This is a genomic window from Variovorax sp. J2P1-31 (assembly GCF_030317215.1).
Lineage (GTDB): Bacteria > Pseudomonadota > Gammaproteobacteria > Burkholderiales > Burkholderiaceae_C > Variovorax.
The window spans coordinates 1,729,663-1,751,538 of the sequence record NZ_JASZYA010000002.1 but is presented as its reverse complement, the minus strand read 5'-3'; the positions used below and the strand labels follow the sequence as shown (position 1 = coordinate 1,751,538).

Below are 21,876 nucleotides of genomic sequence, written 5' to 3'. Positions count from 1 at the left end.
CAGATCCAATGTGCGATCGGCTGCGTACCCTTTGCCGTGAACCCTTCCCTCCTGCCCGAATTCCTCCCCTCCCATCACAACCTGTGGGCCGTCGCCGCCTCGGTGCTGATCGCGATGCTCGCGTCCTACGTGGCGCTCGACCTCGCGCGGCGCGTGCGCCAGTCGGACGGCCGGCTCCACGCCATCTGGTGGGTCGCCGGCTCCCTCACGCTGGGCACCGGCATCTGGTCGATGCATTTCGTCGGCATGCTGGGCTTCTCGCTGCCGATCGACCTGGGCTTCACCGTGGGCGCCACGCTGGCCTCCTGGATCGCCGCCGTGGGCGCCTCCGGCATCGCGCTGTGGGTCGCGAGCCAGGGGCGCTACGGGCCCGTGCGACTGGTGCTCGCGTCGGTGGCCATGGGGGCCGGCATCTGCGCCATGCACTACATCGGCATGGCCGCGCTCGACATGGCGCCGGGCATCGTCTGGCATGCGCCGACGGTCGCGCTGTCGGCCGCGATCGCGATCGGCGCCTCGGCCGCCTCGCTGCTGATCTTCAAGCACCTCGGCGATGCGGCGCCCGAGCGGCGGGTGCCGCTGCAGCTGCTGGCCGCGCTGGTGATGGGCCTGGCCATCTGCGGCATGCACTACACCGGCATGGCGGCCGCGGCCTTCCCGGCCGGTTCGGTCTGCCTGAGCACCGACGCGCTGCAGGGCACCGGGCTCACCACCGTGGTCGGGCTCGCGACCAGCATCCTGCTGCTGGGCACGCTGTTCACCTCGACGCTGGAAGCCCGCCTGCAGGTGGTGGCGCAGCGCCTCGCGCACTCGCTGCAGGAGGCCAACACCGAGCTCACGCGCGCCAACCACGAGCTGCACCAGCGCGCCTTCACCGACGCGCTCACCGGCCTGCCGAACCGCGTGCTGTTCGAGGACCGCCTGCGCCACGCGCTGCTGCGCATGGGGCGCGCCAACCTGCTCAAGGTGGAGGAGCGGATCGCGGTGCTGTTCGTCGACCTCGACGGCTTCAAGCCGATCAACGATTCCTTCGGCCATGCGGCGGGCGACCACATCCTGCGCGCCACCGCCGACCGGCTGGTCCGGCTGGTGAAGGAGAGCGACACGGTCGCGCGCGTGGGCGGCGACGAGTTCCTGATCCTGCTGGAGGGGGTGCGCGACGACGCCGAATGCGCGCAGGCCGCGAACAAGGTGCTGCGCGCGCTGTCCGAGCCCTTCAGCATCATGGGCAAGCAGTTGCAGATCGCCTGCTCGATCGGCATCGTGCTGCACCCCGACCAGGGCGAGCCGGACAAGCTGGTGTCGAACGCCGACGCCGCCATGTACGCCGCCAAGCGCGCGGGCGGCGGCAACTACGCGATGTTCGAATCGTCCATGGGCGCCGATGCCTCGCAGCAGCTCGAGCTGCAGAGCGACCTGCGGCAGGCGCTCGTGCTCAAGCAGTTCGAGCTCTACTACCAGCCCAAGATCGACGGGCGCAGCACGCGCACCAGCGGCGTGGAAGCGCTGGTGCGCTGGAACCATCCGCAGCGCGGCCTGATCGCGCCGGTGCACTTCATCGGCCTGGCCGAGCGCTTCGGCCTGATCGTGCGCCTGGGCGACTGGATCATCGACGAGGCCTGCCGCCAGATCGCCCAGTGGCAATCGCAGGGCATGACGATGTCGGTGGCGGTGAACCTTTCGGTGATGCAGCTGCGCGAGGCCGACTTCGCCGACCGCGTGGGGCAGGCGCTGGCGCGGCATGGCGTGCCGGCCTCGCTGCTGCTGTGCGAGATCACCGAGTCGCTGGCGATGGAGGACTTCCGCGCCACCGAGCGCACGATCGCGGGGCTGGCGCGCATCGGCGTGTTCCTCTCGATCGACGACTTCGGCACCGGCTACTCGAGCCTGAGCCACTTGCGCCAGCTGCCGGCGCGCCAGGTCAAGATCGACCGCAGCTTCGTGCAGGACCTCGAGACGCAGGAGGACGCGCGCGCGGTGGTCGATGCGGTGATCCGCCTGGCCCATGCGCTGGGCCTGGGCGTGGTGGCCGAAGGGGTGGAGACGCAGGCGCAGCGCGACCTGCTGCTGGCCATGGGCTGCGACGAACTGCAGGGCTTCTTCTATGCGAAGCCGATGGATGCGTCGGCGCTGCTCGACTGGTTCGGCACGCGCAAGATCGGCGATGCGGGCGGCCTGGGTGCCGCCGCGGGCCAGCGTCTTGCGCCGGCCCTGCCGCGGGCTTAGCGCGCCGCGCCGCTGAGGTAGGGCTCGGGGTTCACGGCCGTGCCGTTCTTGCGGATCTCGAAGTGCAGCTTCACGCGGTCGGCGTCGCTCTGGCCCATCTCGGCGATCTTCTGGCCCTGGCGCACGATCTGGTTCTCCTTCACCACGATGGCCCGGTTGTGCGCATAGGCCGTGAGGAAGGTCTCGTTGTGCTTGATGATCACCATGTTGCCGTAGCCGCGCAGCTGGCCGCCCACGAAGACCACGCGGCCGTCGGCCGAGGCGACGATCGGGTCGCCCGCGTTGCCCGCGATGTCGAGCCCCTTGTTGCGGTTGCCGTCGAAGCGCGCCAGCGTGGCGCCGGGCGCGGGACGGATGAAGATCGCCTTGGCCTGCGGCGCCGCGGCCGCCGGGGCGGACTTGCCCGGGCCCGGGGTGGGCGTGGTGGTGGTGCAGGCCAGCAGGCCGAACGCGGCGAGGGCCGCGAGGCCGCCGCGCAGCACGGTGCGCAGGGAGGGGAGTGAAATGGAACGGGACATGGGCCGATTGGAACGCATTCGCCCCCGAGGGTTCCCCAAGGCCCTAGTTCGGCGCAACCATGCGTTGCAGCAGCGGCTGGCGGGCCAGCACGGCCTCGCGCGGGCCGGCATCGAGCACCCGGCCGGCCTCCATCAGCACCACGGTGTCGAAGCGATCGAGCAGGCTCAGCCGGTGGATCGAGGCCACCACGCAGGCTTCGGGGAAGGCGTTGGCGATGCGCTCGAGCACGCGGGCCTCGGTGGCCGCGTCGAGCGCGCTGGTGGGCTCGTCGAGCAGCAGCAGCGTGCTGCCCTGGGCCGCGAGCACGCCGCGCGCCAGGCACAGGCGCTGGCGCTGGCCGCCCGAGAGGTTGAAGCCGCGTTCCGACAGGGGTGTGTCGAGGCTGCCCTGCGTGGCCGCCAGCACCTCGTCGAAGGCGCTGGCATGCAGCGCGGCCAGCAGGGCCGCGTCGTCGCCGGGCCGGCCGAAGGTGAGGTTCTCGCGCACGCTGGCCTCGAACACCTCGGTCTCCTGCGGGATCAGCGTGGCGATCTGGCGCAGCCGGCCCCAGTCGGCGGGCTGGCCGTCGAAGGCCAGCGTGCCGGCCTGCGGTGCGTAGAGGCCGGCCAGCAGCCGCAGCAGCGTGCTCTTGCCGCCGCCGCTGGGACCCACCAGCGCCACCCGCTGGCCGCGTCGCAGCGTGAGCGCCACCTCGTGCAGGCCGCTGCGCACGGTCTCGCCTTCGACCGGCTCACCGCGCCGCGCGTAGTCCCAGCGCAGGCCGCTCACCGCGAGCTGCGACCAGCGCGTGCCGGCGTCGATGCGCTCGTGCGCGGGCACCTGCTCGGGCGGCGTGGTCAGCGCGGGGCCGTGCGGCGCTTCCCAGATCGGCGCCGCGCTGCCGTAGTCGGTGTGCATGCGCGCGAAGAACTGGAAGTTGGCCGCCATCGACGACACCACGCCGGCCGCCTGCTGCGCGTACTGGTAGATCATGAACACCGAGCCCAGCAGCACCGCCTGGCCCGGCGTGCGCGACTGCCACACGTACAGCACCACCAGGCCCCAGGTCAGCATCAGGCCCAGCATGTCGACGGTGAACCACTTGCCTTCGTTGAGCACCACGGTGCGCTTGAGCGGCACCGAGATGGCCGCCATGCGCGCGCGCAGCAGCAGGCGCGAGGCGCCCTGCAGCCGCAAGCCGATCACGGTCGAGGTGTTGCCGACGAAGTCCAGCAGCGCGGCCACGTAGCGCCGGTCGGCGTCGTTCTCGGTGCGCGCCAGCCGCATCAACGCGCGGTCGATGCGCAGGATGATCAGGCCGATCACCACATAGCCCGCGAGCGCGGTGATGCCGCTGCTGCGCGACAGCAGCGTGAGCGCCACCAGCGGGCCGACGATGTTGACCACGTTGGTGAGCCAGATGAACTGGTTCTGCGCGAAGTCCGAGAGCGCGCGGCTGGCCTGATGCACGCGGTGCTGCAGTTCGCCCGAATGGTGGCCGTCGTGCCAGACCAGCGGCGCCGACGCCAGCCGCACGTAGAGCTGGTCGGCCAGCGATTCGCGCACCCTGACGCCGACGTTGCGCTCGAGGATGCGGCCCGGGCCGTGCAGCATCCAGGAGAACAGGTAGACGCCGGTCAGCGTGGCGATCCAGCCGCCCGAGCCGCGCAGGTCGCCGCGTTGCAATGCGTTGATGGCCTGGCCCGCGAGGTAGGGCAGGGTCAGCTTGACCAGCTGCGAGCCGGTGAGCAGCGCGGTCGCGCCCAGCAATTGCCCGCGCGCGCCTTCGGCGAAGCGCCACAGCGCGGCATAGAGTTCGCGGACGGCGTTGCCGGGGGCTGTGGTCATCCGTGCGGCTTCGCTTCGTCTACTTCAGGGGAATCGGCGTGGCCCGGTCGACCGGCACCGCGGTCACGCTGTTTTGCGGCGAGCCCTCGACCAGCCGGTCGGAGTAGCTCATGTAGACCAGCGTGTTGCGCTTGGCATCGACCATGCGCACCACGCGCAGGCGCTTGAACATGATCGACTGGCGCTCGCTGAAGATCTCGTCGCGCTTCCTGATCGGCTCGGTGAAGCTCACCGGCCCGACCTGGCGGCAGGCGATCGAGGCCTCGGCCTTGTCCTCGGCCAGGCCGAAGGCGCCCTTGACGCCACCGGTCTTGGCGCGCGAGACATAGCAGGTCACGCCGGCCACCTGCGGATCGTCGTAGGCCTCGACCACGATCTTGTGGTCGGGGCCGATGAGCTTGAAGACCGTGTCGACCTCGCCCACCTGCTCGGCGCCGGCCGTGCAGGCGGCGATGGCGCCGAGGAGAACGAAGGCGAGGCGTTGGGTCTTCATGAAGAGGTTCAAGTGATGTCCAGGGTGTGCACGCGGTCGAAATTGCCGCGCCGACGGTCGTCGAAATAGCAGCGCAGCGCCTCGCGCACCGTGCGGAAGGCGATCTCGTCCCAGGGAATCTCTTCCTCGGTGAAGAGCTTCGCCTCGATGGTCTCGTGACCCGGGTCGAACACGTCGTCGAGCAGCCGCGCGCGGTAGAACAGGTGGACCTGGCCCACGCGGATCACGCTCATCACGGCGAACAGGCCTTCGATCTCGAAGTGCGCGCCGGCCTCTTCATCGGTCTCGCGCGCGGCGCCCTGGGCCGTCGATTCGTTGAGCTCCATGAAGCCGGCCGGCAGCGTCCACTTGCCCCAGCGCGGTTCGATGTTGCGCTTGCACAGCAGCACGCGCTCGCCCAGCACGGGGATGGTGCCCACCACGTTGACCGGGTTCTCGTAGTGGATGGTGTGGCAGGCCGGGCACACGGCGCGCTCGCGCGTGTCGCCGTCGTCGGGCACGCGGTAGACCACGGCGGTGCCGCAGTTCTTGCAGTGCTTGATGGGAAGGTGGATGACGCTCATCGCTCAGACGATCTTCACGGTGAGGGTCGGCAGGCCGGCCACGGTGCCGACCAGCGTGTCGCCCGCGACCACCGCGGCCACGCCCTCGGGCGTGCCGGTGAAGATCAGGTCGCCGGGCTGCAGTTCCCAGGCGGCCGACAGGTGCTCGATGGTCTCGGCGATGTTCCAGATCAGCTTGCTCACCGTGCTGCGCTGGCGCTCGCTGCCGTTGACCTGCAGCGCGATCTCGGCGTTGGGCGCGTCGCCGGCCTCAGCCACGGGCACGATCGGGCCGATGGGCGCGCTCTGCTCGAAGCTCTTGCCGATGTCCCAGGGGCGGCCCTGCTTCTTCATCTCGCCCTGCAGGTCGCGCCGGGTCATGTCCAGGCCCACGGCATAGCCGAAGATGTGTTTTTGCGCATCGGCCGCGGCGATGTTCTTGCCGCCGGTGCCGATGGCCACCACCAGCTCGATCTCGTGGTGCAGGTTGTGGGTGAGCGAGGGGTAGGCCATGGTGCCGGTCTGGCCGGCGTCGACCACCACCACCGCATCGGCCGGCTTCATGAAGAAGAAGGGCGGCTCGCGGCCGGTGAAGCCCATTTCCTTGGCATGTTCCTCGTAGTTGCGGCCCACGCAGTAGATGCGGTGCACCGGGAAGCGGGCGGGCTGGCCGGCGACGGGGATGCTGACCACGGCCGGCGCGGGGAAAACGTACTCGGAAGCCATTTGCTTGTTCGTCCTTTGAAGCGAGAACGGCAGTTTGCCAGAGGCGCAACGAAGACGTGCCGCGGCGCCCCTTCGCAGGGGCGGCGCGGCACGCGTCAGGTCAGGGCCCGTGGAGGCCGCTGGCGGGGATCAGAAGCTGTGGCGCAGGCCCAGTTCGTAGCCGGTCACGCTGCTGCCCAGCGCGATGGTCGGGCTGGCCAGCGAGGACGAGGACACGGCCAGGCCGCGGTTCGCGCGGTCGTCGTTGCTCACGCGGGCGATGGTGCCGTAGACCTGGGTGCGCTTCGACAGGTTGTAGCCGTAGCCCAGCGCGAACTTGTCCGAGTCGGCGTTGTCGATGTCCTTGCGCTGGAAGTGGCTGTAGGCCGCGCGGATCTCGCCGGCGCCCACGGGCACGGTCACACCCACGCCCAGCAGGTCGACGCGGCGGCCGTTGCCCTTCTCGCTGGCGTACACGATCATGGGCTTGGCAACGCCGAAGTTGTACGAGGCGCCGATGTTGGTCGACTTGTAGTCCACGCCCACGGCGGTGGTGCCGCCGCGCGTCTCGCCGTAGCCCAGGGCCACGTTCAGCGGGCCCGAGCCGTAGCCCAGGCGCAGGGCGACCGAGTCGCGCAGCGTGTCGTTGGCCACGTTCGAGACCTGTTCGCCGAAGGCGTACTGGACCTGGCCGTAGAAGCCGCCCAGCGTGGCGGGCAGCAGGTAGTTGATGCCGTTGCTGGTGCGCTTGGGCGCGCTGCCTTCGGGCGTGCCGACCGCCGAGGAGGCGCTGCCGACCAGGTTCGAGCCGCCGATGCCGCCCACGCCGACGTCGCCGAAGGGATCGAAGGTCTCGATGTTGAGGTAGGCCGGCGACTTGTCGCGGCCCAGGCGCAGCTCGCCCAGTTCGTTGGTCGACAGGCTCACGGTCGAGCGGCGGTCGAAGGACAGGCCGGCGCTGTTGCCGTTGTCGACGTTGATGCCGGCTTCGAGCCAGAAGCCCGCGGCCAGGCCGCCGCCGAGGTCCTCGACGCCGCGGAAGCCCAGGCGGCTGCTCGACTGGCCGCCGTTGGCCAGGCCGGTGATGCTGGAATTGTCGGCCTTGATGTGGGCCAGCGAGGCGTCGAGCACACCGAAGAGCTGGACGTTGGATTGGGCGAAGGCGCCGGCGGCGGCGGTCAGGGCCGCGATGGCGACGAGAGTGTTTTTCATGGAAGTCGTTTCTTCGTTGGGGGGATGCCGGCGGCTGCTTGCGCGAGGCGCCGGACATGCGCGTGGCGCCCGTTGCCGGGCGCCTTCCGATTAGAGAAACTTTGTGTGACAACTCAGGGTAAACCCGTGCGTCGAGGGGGTAAGCAGGGCGCTCCGTCATCGGGGCGTGATAGGCCCTCGGGCCCGTGTGCCGGGGCCCCGCCGCGCAGGGGCCGCGATATGCTCGATGCATGATGAAGCTGCACAACTACTTTCGCTCCTCCTCCTCGTACCGCGTGCGCATCGCGCTGAACCTCAAGGGCCTGGCCTACGACTACGTGCCGGTGCACATCGCGCGCGGCGAGAACCACCAGGCGCCGTTCAACACGCTGTCGGCCGACATGCTGGTGCCGGTGCTGGAAGAGGATGCGTCGTCGGGCGGCGAACTGTTCTCGCAGTCGATGGCGATCATCGAATACCTCGACGAACTGCACCCCGAGCCGCCGCTGCTGCCGCACGACCCGGTGGGCCGCCAGCGCGTGCGCGCACTGGCGCAGATGATCGCCTGCGAGATCCACCCGATCAACAACCTGCGCGTGCTCAAGTACCTGGTGCGCGAGCTCAAGGTCGACGAGGCCGCCAAGAACGCCTGGTACCGCCACTGGGTGCGCGACGGTCTGGAAGCCTTCGAGCGCCAGCTGGCGCGCCTGCCCGCGAGCCTCTACTGCTACGGCAACACGCCCACGCTGGCCGACTGTTGCCTGGTGCCGCAGATCTTCAATGCCCAGCGTTTCGACGCCGACCTGAGCGGCCTGCCGCGCACGATGGCGGCGTATGAGGCGGCGATGCAGCTCGATGCGTTTCAACGCGCCCAACCTTCCCGCTGCCCCGACGCTGAAACATGACCCCTGCGCTGGACTGGCTGCAGCCCGACTGGCCCGCGCCCGCGGGCGTGCGGGCCGTGTGCACCACGCGCGCGGGCGGCGTCTCGCAAGGCGCATGGCGCGGCCTCAACCTCGGCGACCATGTGGGCGATGACCCGGCGCATGTGGCGGCCAACCGGGCGCAGCTGCGCGCGGCCATCGATGCCCAGGCGGTGTTCCTGCGGCAGGTCCATGGCGCCGATGTGCTGGCGCTGCAGCCCGGCACGCCCGACGGCGCGGTGGCCGATGCCTGCACCACCACGCAGACGGGCCTGGCCTGCACGATGATGGTGGCCGACTGCCTGCCGGTGCTGTTCACCGATGCGGAGGGCCGGCGCGTGGCGGCCGCGCATGCGGGCTGGCGCGGCCTGGCCGCGGGCGTGCTCGAGCGCAGCGTCGACAGCTTCGGTGAAGCGCGTCCCATCGCCTGGCTCGGCCCCTGCATCGGGCCGCAGGCCTTCGAGGTCGGCGACGAGGTCAAGGCCGCGTTCGAGGCGTCGTCGGCCGAGGCCGCGCAATGCTTTCGCCCCACGGGCGCACCGGGCAAGTGGTGGGCCGACCTGCCCGCGCTCGCGCGCCAGCGGCTGCGTTCGGCGGGGGTGGCCGGGATCTACGGCAACGACGGCAGCGAGGACTGGTGCACGGTGCGCAATCCCTTACGGTTTTTCTCGCACCGGCGCGACGGGGTCAGCGGCCGTTTCGCCGCCGCCGTCTGGCGCGTCTGATGCCGCCTTGGCGGCGGCCGCGAGGCGCGCGGCTTCACGGGCCGCGGCTTCCTTTTCCTTCAGTGCCCGCCGCCGTGCGGGCGTGCTCATCAGGTAAACCACCAGGGACAGCGGCAGCAGGCCGTAGAGTAGAAAGGTGAAGATGGCGCCCAGCACCGTGCCGTTCGTGTTGGTGGCTTCGGCCACGGCCATCATCACGGTGACGTAGAGCCAGGCGATGATCACGAGGTAGAGGGACATGGGATGCGAAGGAGAGAAAGAGAAAGCTGAAATGAGGGGGCGTCGCGTTGTGGGCGCCCGGCGAATGCAGGATACTCAAAATCAAAAGCAGTCCAGGAACCAGGAGAACCCATGAAGCAGCAGGCCGCATCCTCCGATGCCTTCACCCCGTTCCAGGAAGCACTGACCCAAGGCTGGCAGAAGGCGCTCTCGTCCTTCCAGTCGATGGGCGCGCCCGGCGCCGCACCCGAGATACCGCGCTTCACCTTCGCCGCCGACAAGCTCAAGGCGATCCAGGAACAGTACGTGGCCGAGGCCGGCGAGCTCTGGCGCAATGGCATGAGCGCGCAGCCCGCGGCCGACAAGCGCTTCGCCGGCGAAGCCTGGACGAGCAACCCGCTGTCGGCCTTCGCCGCCGCCGTCTACCTGCTCAACGCGCGCACGCTGCTGGGCATGGCCGATGCGATCGAGACCGATGCCAAGACCCGCGCCCGCCTGCGCTTCGCCATCGAGCAATGGCTCGCGGCCTCCTCGCCCAGCAACTCGCTGGCCTTCAACGCCGAGGCGCAGCAGAAGGCGCTCCAGAGCCGCGGCGAGAGCATCGCCAAGGGTGTGCAGAACCTGGTCCATGACATCCAGCAGGGCCACCTGAGCATGACCGACGAGAGCGCCTTCGAGGTCGGCCGCAACGTCGCGACCACCGAGGGCGCGGTGGTGTTCGAGAACGAGCTGTTCCAGCTGCTCGAGTACAAGCCGCTCACGGCCAAGGTGCACGAGCGGCCCTTCCTGCTGGTGCCGCCCTGCATCAACAAGTTCTACATCCTCGACCTGCAGCCCGAGAACTCGCTGATCCGCTATGCGGTCGAGCAGGGCCATCGCGTGTTCGTCGTGAGCTGGCGCAACCCCGACGAGTCGATGCGCGACTTCACCTGGGACCGCTACATCGAGGACGCGGCCATCAAGGCCATCCACGTGGTGCAGGAGATCGGTGGCAGCCCGCAGATCAACGCGCTGGGCTTCTGCGTCGGCGGCACCATCCTGGGCACCGCGCTGGCGGTGCTGGCCGCGCGCGGCGAGAAGCCGGCCGCCTCGGTCACGCTGCTGACCACGCTGCTCGACTTCCAGGACACCGGCATCCTCGACATCTTCATCGACGAGGCGATGGTCAAGCTGCGCGAGATGCAGATGGGGCAGGGCGGCCTGCTGCCGGGCATGGACCTGGCGTCGACCTTCAGCTTCCTGCGCCCCAACGACCTGGTGTGGAACTACGTGGTGGGCAACTACCTCAAGGGCGAGACCCCGCCGCCCTTCGACCTGCTCTACTGGAACAGCGACGCGACCAACCTGCCCGGCCCCTTCTACGCCTGGTACCTGCGCAACACCTACCTCGAGAACAAGCTGGCCCAGCCCAACGCACTGACCGTCTGCGGCGAGAAGATCGACCTGGGCCGCATCGACATCCCGGCCTACATCTACGGCTCGCGCGAGGACCACATCGTGCCCATCGGCGGCGCCTACGCGTCGACGCAACTGCTGAGCGGCAAGAAGCGCTTCGTGATGGGGGCCTCGGGCCACATCGCGGGCGTGATCAACCCGCCGGCCAAGAAGAAGCGCAGCCACTGGATCCGCGAGGACGGCAAGCTGCCCCAGGCGCAGTCCGAGTGGCTGGCCGGCGCGGTCGAGCATCCGGGCAGCTGGTGGACCGACTGGTCGCAATGGCTCAAGGGCCATGCGGGCAAGCAGATCCCCGCGCCCAAGGCCTACGGCAAGGGCCGCAGCTATGTGGCTGGCGAGCCGGCGCCGGGCCGCTACGTCAAGGCCCGCGCCTGAACATCCTTTTCCTTTTTTCATTCCAGCCCAAAGCAACGGAGAGCATTCATCATGGAAGACATCGTCATCGTTTCAGCCGCCCGCACCGCCGTCGGCAAGTTCGGCGGCTCGCTGGCCGGCATCGCCGCCACCGAGCTCGGCGCCATCGTGATCAAGGAAGTGCTGGCGCGCGCCGGCCGCTCGCCCGAGGAGATCGGCGAAGTCATCATGGGCCAGGTGCTGGCCGCGGGCGCGGGCCAGAACCCCGCGCGCCAGGCCCTGCTCAAGGGCGGCCTGACCAAGGCCACGCCGGGCCTGACCATCAATGCGGTCTGCGGCTCGGGCCTGAAGGCCGTGATGCTCGCGGCGCAGGCCGTGGCCACGGGCGACAGCGAGATCGTGATCGCCGGCGGCCAGGAGAACATGAGCCTGGCGCCGCACGTGCTGCCGAATTCGCGCAACGGCCAGCGCATGGGCGACTGGAAGCTGGTCGACACCATGATCGTCGACGGCCTGTGGGACGTCTACAACCAGTACCACATGGGCATCACGGCCGAGAACGTGGCCAAGCAATACAACATCGACCGCGCCGCGCAGGACGAGCTCGCGCTGGGCAGCCAGACCAAGGCCGCGGCCGCGCAGGACGCCGGCAAGTTCAAGGACGAGATCACGGCCGTCACCATTCCGCAGAAGAAGGGCGATGCGATCGTCTTCGACAAGGACGAGTTCATCAACCGCAAGTCGAGCGCCGAAGGCCTGGCCGCGCTGCGCCCCGCCTTCGACAAGGCCGGCGGCGTGACGGCCGGCAACGCCTCGGGCCTCAACGACGGCGCGGCTGCCGTGATGGTGATGACGGCCAAGAAGGCCGCCGCCCTGGGCCTGACGCCGCTGGGCCGCATCGCGAGCTACGCCACCGTGGGCCTCGACCCCGCGATCATGGGCATGGGCCCGGTCGGCGCATCGCGCAAGGCGCTGGAGCGCGCGGGCTGGAAGGCCGCCGACCTCGACGTGCTGGAGATCAACGAAGCCTTCGCGGCCCAGGCCTGCGCGGTGAACCGCGAGATGGGCTGGGACGTGAGCAAGGTCAACGTCAACGGCGGCGCGATCGCCATCGGCCACCCGATCGGCGCGTCCGGCTGCCGCATCCTCGTGACGCTGCTGCACGAGATGAAGCGCCAGAACGCCAAGAAGGGCATCGCCTCGCTGTGCATCGGCGGCGGCATGGGCGTGGCCCTGACCATCGAACGTTGAGAACGTACGAAAGAACCTGCTGCGCGCCCCGATCCCGCATCTGCGGTCCTCACCGCACGCAAGTGCGGCGCCGGTCCAGAACCCAGCCTTGGCAGGCTCAGGGCGTTCGCGACGGTTCCTTCGCACGTTCTGAGTCGCCCATCTTGTACGTTCCCATTGGCGTGGCGGCGCGCCTGAGTGCTGCCGCCTGTTCAAAGCGCCATGGACGTTGACGCGCCAATGAAGACGCTGGTCCTCGGCGGCTACGGCAATTTCGGCGTGCGCATCGTGCGCGCGCTGGCCGGCGACCCGGCCATCGCCCTGTGCATCGGCGGCCGCGACCTGCGGCGCGCCGAAGCACTGGCGGCCGAGGTGGGGCAGGGGACGGTCGGCATCGCCATCGACCTCGGGTCCGCCGACTTCGCCGCGCAGTTGCGCCGGCTCGGCATCGAACTGCTGATCCACACGGCCGGCCCGTTCCAGGTGCAGGGCTATGGCGTGGCCGAGGCCGCCGCGGCGGCCGGCGCGCACTACATCGATCTCTCGGACGGGCGCCGCTTCGTCTGCGATTTTCCCGCGGCGCTCGATGCGCGCTTCCGCGCCGCCGGCCGCAGCGCCGTGTGCGGCGCGAGCACCGTGCCCGCGCTGTCCTCGGCCGTGGTCGACGCACTCGCGCGCGGCTGGCAACGCATCGACACGATCGACACCTGCATCGCGCCGGCCCAGACCGCGCCGCGCGGCGAGGCCACGATGGCCGCGGTGCTGGGCTATTGCGGCGCACCGATAGCGGTCTGGGACCAGGGCCGCTGGCAGGCGCAGCGTGGCTGGGCGAGCCCATCGCGCGTGCACTTCGAGCGGCTGCGGCCGCGGCTGGGCGCGCTGTGCGACATCCCCGACCTCGAACTCTTTCCGGCGCGCTATGGCGTGTCGCAGCGCGTGATGTTCCGCGCTGCGCTCGAGCTGGGCTTCGCGCAGCGGGCCTTCGCCACGCTGGCGGCCCTGCGCGGGGCCGGCCTGCTGCCCGACCCCGCGCGCTGGGCGAAATGGCTCAACCTGGCTGCGGGCACCATCGACTTCCTCGGCTCCGCGCTGGGCGGCATGGTGGTGCGCGTGCAGGGCCTCGATGCGGGCGGCCGGCCGGCCCGCGTGGCCTGGCACATCGCGGCCGACGACGATCACGGGCCCGAGATCCCCTGCATGGCCGCGATCCTGCTGGCGCGGCGCTGGGCACGCGGCGAGCCCGCGCCGGTGGGGGCGTTCACCAGCAGCGGCCTGCTGGCGCTGGCCGAGTTCGCGCCCGAGTTCGCGCGCTGGGGCATGGTGACCGACCTGCGCGTCGAGACCGCATCGGAGCTCCCGCCGTGAACGCAGCGTCCCGTGAGATGTCGTGGCTGCGCTTCAGCCTGGTCTTCGTGTGGCTGGCGACCGCGGTGGCCAGCGTGTGGGAACTCGACGGCCAGAGCACCGAGCTGCTGGTCGCGGCCGGCATCGGCGACCCGGCGCTGCGGCGCGGCCTGATCCTGGGCGGCGCGGCCGTCGATGCGCTGCTGGGACTGCTGCTGTGGCTGCGGCCGACGCGCGCCGTCTACTTCGCGGCACTGGCCGCGATGGTCGGCATGACGGTGGTCGCGACGCTGTTGCTGCCCGCGCTGTGGCTGCATCCGCTCGGGCCCCTGACCAAGAACCTGCCCATCGCCGCGGCGCTGTGGCTGCTGGCGAGCTCAAGACGATGAGCCTCTACCTGACCCTCAAGTGGCTGCACATCCTGTCGAGCGTGGTGCTGGTCGGCACCGGCTTCGGCTCGGCCTACTACATGTTCTTCGCCAACCGCAGCGGCAGCGTGGCGGCGCAGGCCGTGGTGGCGCGGCTGGTGGTGCGGGCCGACTGGTGGTTCACCACGCCCACCATCGTGCTGCAGCCGGCCACCGGCCTCGCGATGGCGCATCTGGCCGGCCTGCCGCTGAGCACGCCCTGGCTGATGCTGTCGCTGGGCCTGTTCGTCCTGGCCGGCGCCTGCTGGCTGCCCGTGGTGTGGCTGCAGCTGCGGCTGGCCGCGATGGCGCGCGAGGCCGCGCAGCAGGGCACCGCGTTGCCCGAACGCTTCACCCGCTATGCGCGCTACTGGGAATGGTTGGGCTACCCGGCCTTCGTGGCGATGCTGGGCATCTTCTATCTCATGGTGGCCAAGCCGGCCCTGTTCTCGTGACCCCTGATCCTTCTGCCGACGACACCGCGATCGTCATCGACACCAACATCGTGCTCGACCTGCTGGTCTTCGACGACCCGCGCTGGGCCGCGTTGCGCGCGGCGCTGGCCGCGGGCACGCTGCGGTGGCTGGCCACCGCAGCGATGCGCGTCGAGCTCGCGCGCGTGCTGGGCTATCCGCTGATCGTGCGGCGGCTGGCCAAGGACGCGCGCGCGCCCGAGGCGGTGCTGGCCGCCTTCGATGCGCAGGCGCGCCTCGTGGAAGGCACACCACCCCGCGCGCGTTTCGTCTGCAAGGACCCCGACGACCAGGTCTTCATCGACCTCGCGGTGATGCACCGCGCGCGGCTGCTGAGCAAGGACCAGGCGGTGCTGGTGATGCGCAAGCGGCTCGCGACGCTGGGTGTGACCGTGGCGCCGAGTTACGAAGCCCCGCCTGCGGGCTAGCGCGCGCAAGCCTGCGCGATGCAGGCATCGCCTATACGATGGCGCCCCTGAAAGGAACGCTGCCATGTCCACCCTCTACGACATCCCCGTCCGTCGCATCGACGGCACCCCCACGACCCTGGCCCCCTTCCGCGGCGAGGTGCTGCTGATCGTCAACGTGGCCTCCAAGTGCGGCCTGACGCCGCAGTACGAGGGGCTCGAGAAGCTCTACCAGCAGAAGAAGGCGCAGGGCCTGCAGGTGCTGGGCTTTCCGGCCAACAACTTCGCCGGGCAGGAGCCGGGCACCGACGCCGAGATCAGCGGCTTCTGCAGCCTGAACTACGACGTCCACTTTCCCCTGTTCTCCAAGCTCTCGGTCAAGGGCGAGGACCGGCACCCGCTGTACGCCGAACTCACGGCCGCGCAGCCCCAGGCCATCGGCGACGGGCCGCTGCGCCAGCGCCTCGCGGGCATGGGCCTGGCCCAGGGCCAGCCTGGCGAGGTGCTGTGGAACTTCGAGAAATTCCTCGTGAGCCGCGAAGGGCAGGTGGTCGCGCGCTTCGCCCCCGACTTGACGGCCGAGGACCCGGCCCTGCTGGCGGCCATCGACGCGCAACTCGACCGCGCCTGAGGCGGCCGCGTCCAGCGGCCTCAGTCCCGGTCCGGGTACCAGCGCCCCAGCAGCCGCGCCAGCGCGCGCACGCGCTGCGTGTCGCGGCCCCAGCGGCGGCTCGCGGGCAGCTTGCGCAGCCAGCGCATGCGGCGCGAGGCCTCGGCGATGCGCTCGCGCACGGCTTCGCTGGCGCCGCTCTGCTGCATCGCGTGCCAGTGCTCGCCCGCGGCCTGCGGCGCGGCGGCGCGCACCAGCATGGCGGTGGAGTGCAGGTAGCTGAGCCAGTCGCGCACCTGGCAGTCGACCAGGTCCAGGGTCTCGCCCGGGTCGTCCTCGAAGTCGATGTAGCCGATCACGCCGTCGGGGCACTGCACCAGGTTGCGGTCGAAGGCCTGGCTCAGGTAGGCGCCGCGCGCATGCACCGCGGCGATGGCTTCCAGCCCCTCGCGCCACACGGCCAGCAGCGCCGCCGGGCCGGCCGCGGCCGCCTGCTCGATGCGTTCCTGCACGGTCACGGTGGCATGGCTCTGGCCCAGGTCCGACAGCAGCAGGCCGCCCGCCTCCTGCGCCAGCACCTGGGGCACGCGCAGCCCGGCCGCGCCCAACTGGCGCAGCCGCCGGGCCTCGATGGCCACCGCCGCCTCGCCGCCCGGGTTGGGCACGGGCTTGATGATGTCCAGCCGCAGCGCATGGGCGAACAGCGCCATCACGCGGTAGCCCCACTTGCCGTGGCGCGGGCCGGCCTTCTTGAGCCACACGCGCTCCTGGCCCAGCCGGTGGCTGGCGACGGTGTCGGCCTGACGCGGCAGCGTGCTGCGCAGGAATTCGGCGTAGCCGTCGCGTGGCGTGTCCTGGGCGGTGAGCGGGGCCGGCGCGGAGGCCGCGCCCTTGCGCATCTGCACGCGCGTCGATGTGCTGCCGCGGCCGCGATGCAAGGGGTTCATGCGGCGAGGGCCTGGTCCTGGGGCTCGGGCATGTCCTGGGCCATGGGCTGGAAGCTCTGTGCGCTGGCCAGCGGCCAGTACATTCGGAACACCGTGTGTTGCTGGTCCAGCGGACCGAGCAGCGCGCCGGGCTGCACCTGCATCACCAGGTTGCTCAGCAGGCGCACTTCGGTGTCGGAGATGCGGCGCACGATGTGGTGGGCGGTGATCTGCTGCGGATGGTCCAGGCCCGCGGCCTGCACCAGTTCCTGCAGCGCATGCAGCGTGCTGCGATGGAAGTTGCGCACCCGCTCGGCCTTGGCCGGCACCACCAGCGCCTGCTGGCGCACCGGGTCCTGGGTGGTCACGCCGGTCGGGCAGTGGCCGGTGTGGCAGCTCTGGGCCTGGATGCAGCCCAGCGCGAGCATGAAGCCGCGGCCCGCGTTGCACCAGTCGGCGCCCAGCGCCATCATGCGTGCCAGGTCGAAGGCGGTGATCACCTTGCCCGCGCAGCCGACCTTGACGCGGCTGCGCAGGCCCACGCCCACCAGCGTGTTGTGCACCAGCAGCAGGCCTTCCTGCAGCGGCGCGCCCACATGGTCGCTGAACTCCACCGGGGCCGCACCGGTGCCGCCTTCGGCGCCGTCGACCACGATGAAGTCGGGCGTGATGCCGGTCTCGAGCATGGCCTTGACGATCGCGAACCACTCCCACGGGTGGCCCAGGCAGAACTTGAAGCCGGTGGGCTTGCCGCCCGACAGCTCGCGCAGCCGGGCGATGAAATGCATCATCTCGGTCGGCGTGGAGAAGGCGCCGTGCGAGGAGGGCGAGATGCAGTCGACGCCGATCGGCACGCCGCGCGCGGCCGCGATCTCGGCCGTGACCTTGGGCGCCGGCAGCACGCCGCCGTGGCCGGGCTTGGCGCCCTGGCTCAGCTTGATCTCGATCATCTTCACCTGCGGGTCGCGCGCGTTGACGATGAAGCGCTCCTCGCTGAAGCTGCCGTCGTCGTTGCGGCAGCCGAAGTAGCCCGAGCCGATCTCCCAGATCAGGTCGCCGCCGTGCACCCGGTGGTGCTGCGAGATCGAGCCCTCGCCGGTGTCGTGCGCGAAGCCGCCCATCTTGGCGCCCTGGTTGAGCGCCAGGATCGCGTTGGCCGACAGCGCGCCGAAGCTCATGGCCGAGATGTTGAACACGCTGGCGCTGTAGGGCTGGGTGCAGGTGAAGCCCGAGGGCGTGGCCGGGTTGGGCGTGCCGCCGATCACGATGCGGAAGTCGTGGTCGGCCAGTTGCGTCGGCTGCATCGAATGGTTGATCCACTCGTAGCCCGAGAGCGTGACGTTGAGCTGGGTGCCGAAGGGCCGGTTGTCGGGTTCGCCCTTGGCGCGCTGGTAGACCAGCGAACGCTGCGCGCGCGAGAAGGGCGCGGCTTCGCTGTCGCTCTCGATGAAGTACTGGCGCATCTCCGGCCGGATGAATTCCAGCAGGAAACGCAGGTGGCCGATCACCGGGTAGTTGCGCAGGATCGCATGCCGCTCCTGGCGCAGGTCGTGCACGCCCACGCCGGTGAGCGTGGCGAACACGGCCAGCGCGAGCCAGGCCGTCCAGGCCTGCGGCAGCAGGACCGAGGCGACGACACTGGCGACGAGGCCTGCCACGCACAGCGCAAAGGCGCTGTAACGGGCTGGAAAGAAGGAAAACGTGGGGGATGAAATGATGTCTCTCCGGGAGCCTGCTGCATCATAGAGGGCTCTATCCGGCCTTTTCATGACCACGACACCCGATACCCCCGCTTCCCCGCCCTCCGACGACACCCCTGCGACCTCGCTCACCCCGAGCGCAGAAAAGGCCCTCGGCCCCGAAGACTTCGACCTGCTCGACACCCTGCTCGACGCGATGCGCGAGAAGGACGACGAGATCCCGCAGTGGGAATTCTGCGAAGGCTTCCTGGCCGCGCTGGTCTGTTCGCGCCGCGCCATCCCGCCCTCGGAGTACTGGCCCGTGCTGCTGGGCGACAGCTTCGTCGCCGCGCAACAGATGGAATTCGTCTGGCACTGGAAACGCCGCTGGCGCGAGGTCGAGCAGGCGCTCGACGCCGACGTCGAGGCGCTCGACGACGACCGCAGCTACCAGCCCGAGGTGCTCGACACCCGCGGCGCCATCGCCTCGCTGCCCGAGGAGGAGCGCGAGGAAGTCGCCGGCGAGGCGATTCCCTCCTTCGCCCAGGTCTATGCGCTGGGCTTCATGTTCGCGGTCGAGAACTGGCCCGAGGACTGGGCCGCGCCGCGCGACAAGGAGGCCGCGGGCATGCTCGACGACGCGCTCCATTCCATCGTCGCGCTGACCGAGGACGACACCGGCAAGCCCGAGCTCTCGATGTTCAGCGAGGACGGCCCGCCCAGCGTGAGCCAGCGCCGGCTCGACGAGTTCGGCGAGGCCATCTGGGCCGTCTACGACCTGCGCCAGCTCTGGAAGAGCATGGGCCCGCGCGTCGAGACGGTGCGCAAGGAAGCCACGCCGGGGCGCAACGACCCGTGCCCCTGCGGCAGCGGGAAGAAGTTCAAGAAGTGCCACGGCGCCTGAGGGCCTGAGGCGCACGCTCGACGTGCGAACGAAGCGGCCACGATGGCCGGTTCGTTCGCCGTCCTCAGATCTTGAAGGCGCGCTGGATGTCCGGCCGCACCAGGTCCGCGTAGTCGCGGTGCTTGCGGATGTAGCCCGCGATGAACTGGCACACCGGGATCACGTGCCTGCCCTCGCTGCGCGCGGCGTCGAGCACGTGTTTCGCGAGCGCCGAACCCACGCCCTTGCCTTCGTTCTCCGGCAGCACCTCGGTGTGCGTGAACATGATGGCGTCGGTCAGCAGGTTGTATTCGCAGTAGCCCGCGAGGGCGTCGCCGGCGTAGGCCTCGTAGCGGTGCAGTTCGGCGTTGTTGACGATGCGGAGGTCGGCCATCGGATGCGGCTCCAGGAAATCAGGGTTGACGGGCCAGGAAGGCCTTGAGGTTGGCGGCCGCGGTGCCGCGCACCTTGCGGCGCAGGCTCGGCGACCAGCCCAGCAGCAGGCCCGGCAGGCCCAGCGCCTGGCGGGCCCAGGTCCAGAAGGAGAAGCTGTCGCGGTGCGTGGCGATCAGGCCCTCGGGCGTGAAGGTGAAGCGCGCATCGACGGCGTTGTCCACGATGCGGCCGGTGGCGCTGAAGCGGTAGTGCGCGTCCCAGTGGGCCTGGCCCCGGGTGCCGTCGGCCTTCACGTCGCGGTACGTGAGCTTCCAGATGTCCGCGCCCTTGGCCTTGGTGCTGCTGCCCAGTAGCTTCCACATGCCGCCGATCTCGCGCGCGCCGCGCAGCTCGAACACCTCGTCCTTGAAGGTGGCGTCGGGGGCATAGCAGGCGGCCATGGTGTCGGCGTCGAGCTGGGCGAAGGCGTCGTAGAAGCGGCGGATCGTCTGTTCGGGTGTGGTGGTCATGGTGCGGGAGGAGGGGCGTCGGCCAGGAGCAGGGCCAGTGTCTGCAGGGCATGGTGGGCGGTGGCGGCGCGCACGGCGGCGCGGTCGCCGTCGAAGCGGCGGCGCTCGCTGCGCAGCACGCCGTCGACCGACCAGCCGAACCACACGGTGCCCACCGGCTTGTCGGGCGTGCCGCCGGTCGGGCCGGCCACGCCGGTGACGGCCAGCGAGACCTGGGCGTTCGAATGCGCGAGCGCGCCCGAAGCCATGGCGCGCGCGACCGCTTCGCTGACCGCGCCGTGCGCGTCGATCAGCGCCGCGTCGACGCCGATCGATTCGTGCTTGGCGGCGTTGGAATAGGTGACGAAGCCCCGCTCGAACCAGGCGCTGGAGCCTGAGAGTTCGGTACACGCCGCGGCGATCAGTCCACCGGTGCAGCTCTCGGCCGTGGCCAGCATCCAGCCGCGGCGCTGCAGCAGCGCGGCGACCTCGGCGGCCAGGGCGGGCAGGGTGGAATAGGCGTCGTTCATGGGCGGCGAGTATGCAACGGGCGGGTGACCGGTCTCATCAGCCGCGCCACAGCGCGATCACCACCAGCGTGCAGAAGGCGGCCACCAGGTCGTCGAAGATGATGCCGAAGCCGGCCAGGCTCCAGCGCATGGTCTGGGGCGTGGCGTTCTTCTGCTTGCACAGGGCGTCGGCCCAGCCCACCGGGCCGCGCTTGACGGCGTCGAACACGCGGAACAGCGCGAAGGCCGCGAACTGGCCCCAGAAGCCGGCCGGCGTGACCAGCCAGAGGATCAGCCAGAAGGCCACCACCTCGTCCCACACGACCGCGCTCGGGTCGGCCACGTTCATGTGGCGCGCGGTCACGGTGCAGGCCCACCAGCCGATCGGCAGCGAGGCCAGGATCACCCAGCCGATGGTGGCGGGCGAGAGCCAGAGCTGCATCACGAGGAAGGCGACCCAGGCCCACAGCGTGCCCACGGTGCCCGGCGCCCAGCGGGGCAGGCCCGAGCCGAAGCCCAGCGCGATGACGTGCGCGGGGTGCGAGAGCATGAAGCGGAAGCTCGCGCGGACCGGCGCGGTGGCGGGCGGGGCGGGGAAGGCGGTCGGCATGGCGCCGGATTCGGGTGCGGTGGACATCACCCCGCAGTGTCGCGCATCTTGGGCGCCGGCTGCGCCTCGACCGGTGCGATCGGCGTGATCGGTGTGATGCGGTAGACGCAGCGCCGCGCACCCGCGATCAGGTGCTCCTCGCGCCGCAGCGCGCCGCGCGGCCCGGCGACCTCGCGGAACACCTCGAGCTCGGAGCGGCAGAAGCCCAGGCAGCTGCTGGCGGCGGCGCAGATCGGGCAGTGGTCCTCGATCAGCAGCCAGTCGGCGCCCTCGCGTTCGACGCGCGCCATGTAGCCCTCGCCGTCGCGCAGCGCGGCCAGCCGGCGCAGCCGGGGCTCGAGCGCCTCGATGCCCTCGCAGGCCTGCAGGTAGGCGGTGCGCGTGGCCTGTTCGCGGGCGGCGATCAGGCGTTCGAGCCCGGGCTCGCCGAAGACCTCGCGCACCGTGGCCAGCAGCTGCACCGTGAGCTGCGCATGCGCGTCCGGAAAGCGCGCATGGCCCGCGGCCGTCAGCGCCCAGTGGCTGCGTGGGCGGCCGGCGCCGGCCTGCGGCTGCAGCCGGGCCTCGACCAGTCCGGCGGCCTGCAGCTTCTGCAGCTGCTGGCGCGCGGCCTCGCCGGTGATCGCCAGTTCGGCGGCGAGGGCGGCGGTCGCGCGCGGGCCGTGCGTCTTCAGCGCGAACAGCAGGCGGTCGGCGGTGGCGGCGGGGTCGGCTTCCATTTATGCAAGTATTTAC

25 protein-coding genes are annotated in these 21,876 nt (G+C 70.5%); 11 read left to right on the top strand and 14 right to left on the bottom strand.

Annotation, left to right across the window (positions count from 1 at the left end):
* Positions 1-36 precede the first annotated feature (36 nt).
* On the top strand, positions 37-2,226 hold the full coding sequence (locus QTI20_RS19375; RefSeq protein ID WP_503011417.1) for a putative bifunctional diguanylate cyclase/phosphodiesterase: 2,190 nt from the start codon (positions 37-39) through the stop codon (positions 2,224-2,226).
* Here the strand turns inward: QTI20_RS19375 and QTI20_RS19370 are convergent.
* The 6 genes from QTI20_RS19370 to QTI20_RS19345 form a co-directional block, all read right to left on the bottom strand.
* Positions 2,223-2,744: a murein hydrolase activator EnvC family protein gene (locus QTI20_RS19370; protein WP_503011416.1), complete on the bottom strand. Its 522-nt coding sequence runs from the start codon at positions 2,742-2,744 to the stop codon at positions 2,223-2,225. The two genes, QTI20_RS19375 and QTI20_RS19370, sit on opposite strands and share 4 nt — an antisense overlap.
* Positions 2,745-2,787: 43 nt before the next feature.
* Entirely contained in the window at positions 2,788-4,572 is a 1,785-nt protein-coding gene (locus QTI20_RS19365; RefSeq protein ID WP_286553213.1) for an ATP-binding cassette domain-containing protein, read from the bottom strand.
* 19 nt (positions 4,573-4,591) lie between these two features.
* Positions 4,592-5,065: a CreA family protein gene (locus QTI20_RS19360; RefSeq protein ID WP_286553212.1), complete on the bottom strand. Its 474-nt coding sequence runs from the start codon at positions 5,063-5,065 to the stop codon at positions 4,592-4,594.
* Between the two features lie 8 nt (positions 5,066-5,073).
* Positions 5,074-5,628 (bottom strand): NUDIX hydrolase, encoded by a 555-nt coding sequence (locus tag QTI20_RS19355; protein ID WP_183022906.1) that lies wholly within the window; start codon positions 5,626-5,628, stop codon positions 5,074-5,076.
* A 3-nt stretch (positions 5,629-5,631) separates the two neighbouring features.
* Entirely contained in the window at positions 5,632-6,333 is a 702-nt protein-coding gene (locus tag QTI20_RS19350) for a fumarylacetoacetate hydrolase family protein (protein WP_286553210.1), read from the bottom strand.
* 129 nt (positions 6,334-6,462) lie between these two features.
* Entirely contained in the window at positions 6,463-7,524 is a 1,062-nt protein-coding gene (locus QTI20_RS19345) for a porin (protein WP_286553209.1), read from the bottom strand.
* Between the two features lie 233 nt (positions 7,525-7,757).
* Between QTI20_RS19345 and maiA the strand changes: the two genes are divergently transcribed.
* Together maiA and pgeF are read left to right on the top strand one after the other, a co-directional pair.
* Positions 7,758-8,408 (top strand): maleylacetoacetate isomerase, encoded by a 651-nt coding sequence (maiA, locus tag QTI20_RS19340; protein ID WP_286553479.1) that lies wholly within the window; start codon positions 7,758-7,760, stop codon positions 8,406-8,408.
* On the top strand, positions 8,405-9,151 hold the full coding sequence (gene pgeF / locus QTI20_RS19335; RefSeq protein WP_286553208.1) for a peptidoglycan editing factor PgeF: 747 nt from the start codon (positions 8,405-8,407) through the stop codon (positions 9,149-9,151). Before maiA ends, pgeF begins: the two co-directional genes overlap by 4 nt.
* Here pgeF and QTI20_RS19330 read toward each other — a convergent pair.
* A complete protein-coding gene (locus QTI20_RS19330) occupies positions 9,083-9,391 on the bottom strand; it encodes a hypothetical protein (RefSeq protein ID WP_286553206.1) in 309 nt (102 codons plus the stop codon). The two genes, pgeF and QTI20_RS19330, sit on opposite strands and share 69 nt — an antisense overlap.
* Positions 9,392-9,502: 111 nt before the next feature.
* On the opposite strand from QTI20_RS19330, the gene phaC reads away from it, so the two are divergent.
* The 7 genes from phaC to QTI20_RS19295 all read left to right on the top strand — a co-directional run bounded on the left by phaC (position 9,503) and on the right by QTI20_RS19295 (position 15,671).
* The gene (phaC, locus tag QTI20_RS19325) at positions 9,503-11,200 is read left to right on the top strand and encodes a class I poly(R)-hydroxyalkanoic acid synthase (RefSeq protein WP_286553204.1); all 1,698 of its coding nucleotides are present in this window, start codon (positions 9,503-9,505) and stop codon (positions 11,198-11,200) included.
* A 51-nt stretch (positions 11,201-11,251) separates the two neighbouring features.
* Positions 11,252-12,430, top strand: a complete 1,179-nt coding sequence (locus tag QTI20_RS19320; RefSeq protein WP_286553203.1) for an acetyl-CoA C-acetyltransferase — start codon at positions 11,252-11,254, stop codon at positions 12,428-12,430.
* Positions 12,431-12,649: 219 nt separating this feature from the next.
* On the top strand, positions 12,650-13,774 hold the full coding sequence (locus tag QTI20_RS19315) for a saccharopine dehydrogenase family protein (protein ID WP_286553201.1): 1,125 nt from the start codon (positions 12,650-12,652) through the stop codon (positions 13,772-13,774).
* 17 nt (positions 13,775-13,791) lie between these two features.
* Positions 13,792-14,142, top strand: a complete 351-nt coding sequence (locus QTI20_RS19310) for a DoxX-like family protein (RefSeq protein WP_286553478.1) — start codon at positions 13,792-13,794, stop codon at positions 14,140-14,142.
* The gene (locus QTI20_RS19305; protein WP_286553200.1) at positions 14,139-14,615 is read left to right on the top strand and encodes a DUF2269 family protein; all 477 of its coding nucleotides are present in this window, start codon (positions 14,139-14,141) and stop codon (positions 14,613-14,615) included. Before QTI20_RS19310 ends, QTI20_RS19305 begins: the two co-directional genes overlap by 4 nt.
* Entirely contained in the window at positions 14,612-15,061 is a 450-nt protein-coding gene (locus QTI20_RS19300; protein WP_286553198.1) for a PIN domain-containing protein, read from the top strand. Before QTI20_RS19305 ends, QTI20_RS19300 begins: the two co-directional genes overlap by 4 nt.
* Positions 15,062-15,125: 64 nt before the next feature.
* A complete protein-coding gene (locus tag QTI20_RS19295) occupies positions 15,126-15,671 on the top strand; it encodes a glutathione peroxidase (RefSeq protein WP_286553197.1) in 546 nt (181 codons plus the stop codon).
* 20 nt (positions 15,672-15,691) lie between these two features.
* Here QTI20_RS19295 and QTI20_RS19290 read toward each other — a convergent pair whose 3' ends face one another.
* Together QTI20_RS19290 and QTI20_RS19285 are read right to left on the bottom strand one after the other, a co-directional pair.
* Positions 15,692-16,597, bottom strand: a complete 906-nt coding sequence (locus QTI20_RS19290) for a BUD32 family EKC/KEOPS complex subunit (RefSeq protein ID WP_286553196.1) — start codon at positions 16,595-16,597, stop codon at positions 15,692-15,694.
* Positions 16,594-18,345, bottom strand: a complete 1,752-nt coding sequence (locus QTI20_RS19285) for an FMN-binding glutamate synthase family protein (protein ID WP_503011415.1) — start codon at positions 18,343-18,345, stop codon at positions 16,594-16,596. The genes QTI20_RS19290 and QTI20_RS19285 overlap by 4 nt, the downstream gene beginning before the upstream one ends.
* Here QTI20_RS19285 and QTI20_RS19280 point away from each other — a divergent pair.
* On the top strand, positions 18,344-19,159 hold the full coding sequence (locus tag QTI20_RS19280; protein WP_286553193.1) for a UPF0149 family protein: 816 nt from the start codon (positions 18,344-18,346) through the stop codon (positions 19,157-19,159). The two genes, QTI20_RS19285 and QTI20_RS19280, sit on opposite strands and share 2 nt — an antisense overlap.
* 64 nt (positions 19,160-19,223) lie before the next feature.
* Here the strand turns inward: QTI20_RS19280 and QTI20_RS19275 are convergent, their stop codons facing one another.
* Genes QTI20_RS19275 through QTI20_RS19255 form a run of 5 tightly spaced genes read right to left on the bottom strand, consistent with a single transcriptional unit; the run spans position 19,224 to position 21,860 of the window.
* Positions 19,224-19,532, bottom strand: a complete 309-nt coding sequence (locus QTI20_RS19275) for a GNAT family N-acetyltransferase (RefSeq protein WP_286553191.1) — start codon at positions 19,530-19,532, stop codon at positions 19,224-19,226.
* A gap of 19 nt (positions 19,533-19,551) precedes the next feature.
* The gene (locus tag QTI20_RS19270; RefSeq protein WP_286553190.1) at positions 19,552-20,043 is read right to left on the bottom strand and encodes a nuclear transport factor 2 family protein; all 492 of its coding nucleotides are present in this window, start codon (positions 20,041-20,043) and stop codon (positions 19,552-19,554) included.
* Entirely contained in the window at positions 20,040-20,552 is a 513-nt protein-coding gene (locus QTI20_RS19265) for a CinA family protein (protein ID WP_286553189.1), read from the bottom strand. The genes QTI20_RS19270 and QTI20_RS19265 overlap by 4 nt, the downstream gene beginning before the upstream one ends.
* Before the next feature lie 37 nt (positions 20,553-20,589).
* Positions 20,590-21,141, bottom strand: a complete 552-nt coding sequence (locus tag QTI20_RS19260) for a phosphatidylglycerophosphatase A family protein (protein ID WP_286553476.1) — start codon at positions 21,139-21,141, stop codon at positions 20,590-20,592.
* Positions 21,142-21,167: 26 nt separating this feature from the next.
* Positions 21,168-21,860 carry a helix-turn-helix transcriptional regulator gene (locus QTI20_RS19255; RefSeq protein ID WP_286553187.1) on the bottom strand — a complete coding sequence of 231 codons (693 nt, stop codon included), beginning with the start codon at positions 21,858-21,860 and terminating at the stop codon, positions 21,168-21,170.
* Positions 21,861-21,876: the final 16 nt, after the last annotated feature.

Coding starts and splice junctions, on each gene's coding strand:
- QTI20_RS19305 (WP_286553200.1), top strand. CDS start 14,139: ATGAGCCTCTACCTGACCCTCAAGTGGCTGCACATCCTGTCGAGCGTG.
- maiA (WP_286553479.1), top strand. CDS start 7,758: ATGAAGCTGCACAACTACTTTCGCTCCTCCTCCTCGTACCGCGTGCGC.
- QTI20_RS19255 (WP_286553187.1), bottom strand. CDS start 21,860: ATGGAAGCCGACCCCGCCGCCACCGCCGACCGCCTGCTGTTCGCGCTG.
- QTI20_RS19280 (WP_286553193.1), top strand. CDS start 18,344: ATGACCACGACACCCGATACCCCCGCTTCCCCGCCCTCCGACGACACC.
- QTI20_RS19350 (WP_286553210.1), bottom strand. CDS start 6,333: ATGGCTTCCGAGTACGTTTTCCCCGCGCCGGCCGTGGTCAGCATCCCC.
- QTI20_RS19330 (WP_286553206.1), bottom strand. CDS start 9,391: ATGTCCCTCTACCTCGTGATCATCGCCTGGCTCTACGTCACCGTGATG.
- QTI20_RS19295 (WP_286553197.1), top strand. CDS start 15,126: ATGTCCACCCTCTACGACATCCCCGTCCGTCGCATCGACGGCACCCCC.
- QTI20_RS19360 (WP_286553212.1), bottom strand. CDS start 5,065: ATGAAGACCCAACGCCTCGCCTTCGTTCTCCTCGGCGCCATCGCCGCC.
- QTI20_RS19260 (WP_286553476.1), bottom strand. CDS start 21,141: ATGCCGACCGCCTTCCCCGCCCCGCCCGCCACCGCGCCGGTCCGCGCG.
- QTI20_RS19365 (WP_286553213.1), bottom strand. CDS start 4,572: ATGACCACAGCCCCCGGCAACGCCGTCCGCGAACTCTATGCCGCGCTG.
- QTI20_RS19275 (WP_286553191.1), bottom strand. CDS start 19,532: ATGGCCGACCTCCGCATCGTCAACAACGCCGAACTGCACCGCTACGAG.
- phaC (WP_286553204.1), top strand. CDS start 9,503: ATGAAGCAGCAGGCCGCATCCTCCGATGCCTTCACCCCGTTCCAGGAA.
- QTI20_RS19270 (WP_286553190.1), bottom strand. CDS start 20,043: ATGACCACCACACCCGAACAGACGATCCGCCGCTTCTACGACGCCTTC.
- QTI20_RS19315 (WP_286553201.1), top strand. CDS start 12,650: ATGAAGACGCTGGTCCTCGGCGGCTACGGCAATTTCGGCGTGCGCATC.
- QTI20_RS19345 (WP_286553209.1), bottom strand. CDS start 7,524: ATGAAAAACACTCTCGTCGCCATCGCGGCCCTGACCGCCGCCGCCGGC.
- QTI20_RS19290 (WP_286553196.1), bottom strand. CDS start 16,597: ATGAACCCCTTGCATCGCGGCCGCGGCAGCACATCGACGCGCGTGCAG.
- QTI20_RS19355 (WP_183022906.1), bottom strand. CDS start 5,628: ATGAGCGTCATCCACCTTCCCATCAAGCACTGCAAGAACTGCGGCACC.
- QTI20_RS19320 (WP_286553203.1), top strand. CDS start 11,252: ATGGAAGACATCGTCATCGTTTCAGCCGCCCGCACCGCCGTCGGCAAG.
- QTI20_RS19370 (WP_503011416.1), bottom strand. CDS start 2,744: ATGTCCCGTTCCATTTCACTCCCCTCCCTGCGCACCGTGCTGCGCGGC.
- pgeF (WP_286553208.1), top strand. CDS start 8,405: ATGACCCCTGCGCTGGACTGGCTGCAGCCCGACTGGCCCGCGCCCGCG.
- QTI20_RS19310 (WP_286553478.1), top strand. CDS start 13,792: ATGTCGTGGCTGCGCTTCAGCCTGGTCTTCGTGTGGCTGGCGACCGCG.
- QTI20_RS19285 (WP_503011415.1), bottom strand. CDS start 18,345: ATGAAAAGGCCGGATAGAGCCCTCTATGATGCAGCAGGCTCCCGGAGA.
- QTI20_RS19265 (WP_286553189.1), bottom strand. CDS start 20,552: ATGAACGACGCCTATTCCACCCTGCCCGCCCTGGCCGCCGAGGTCGCC.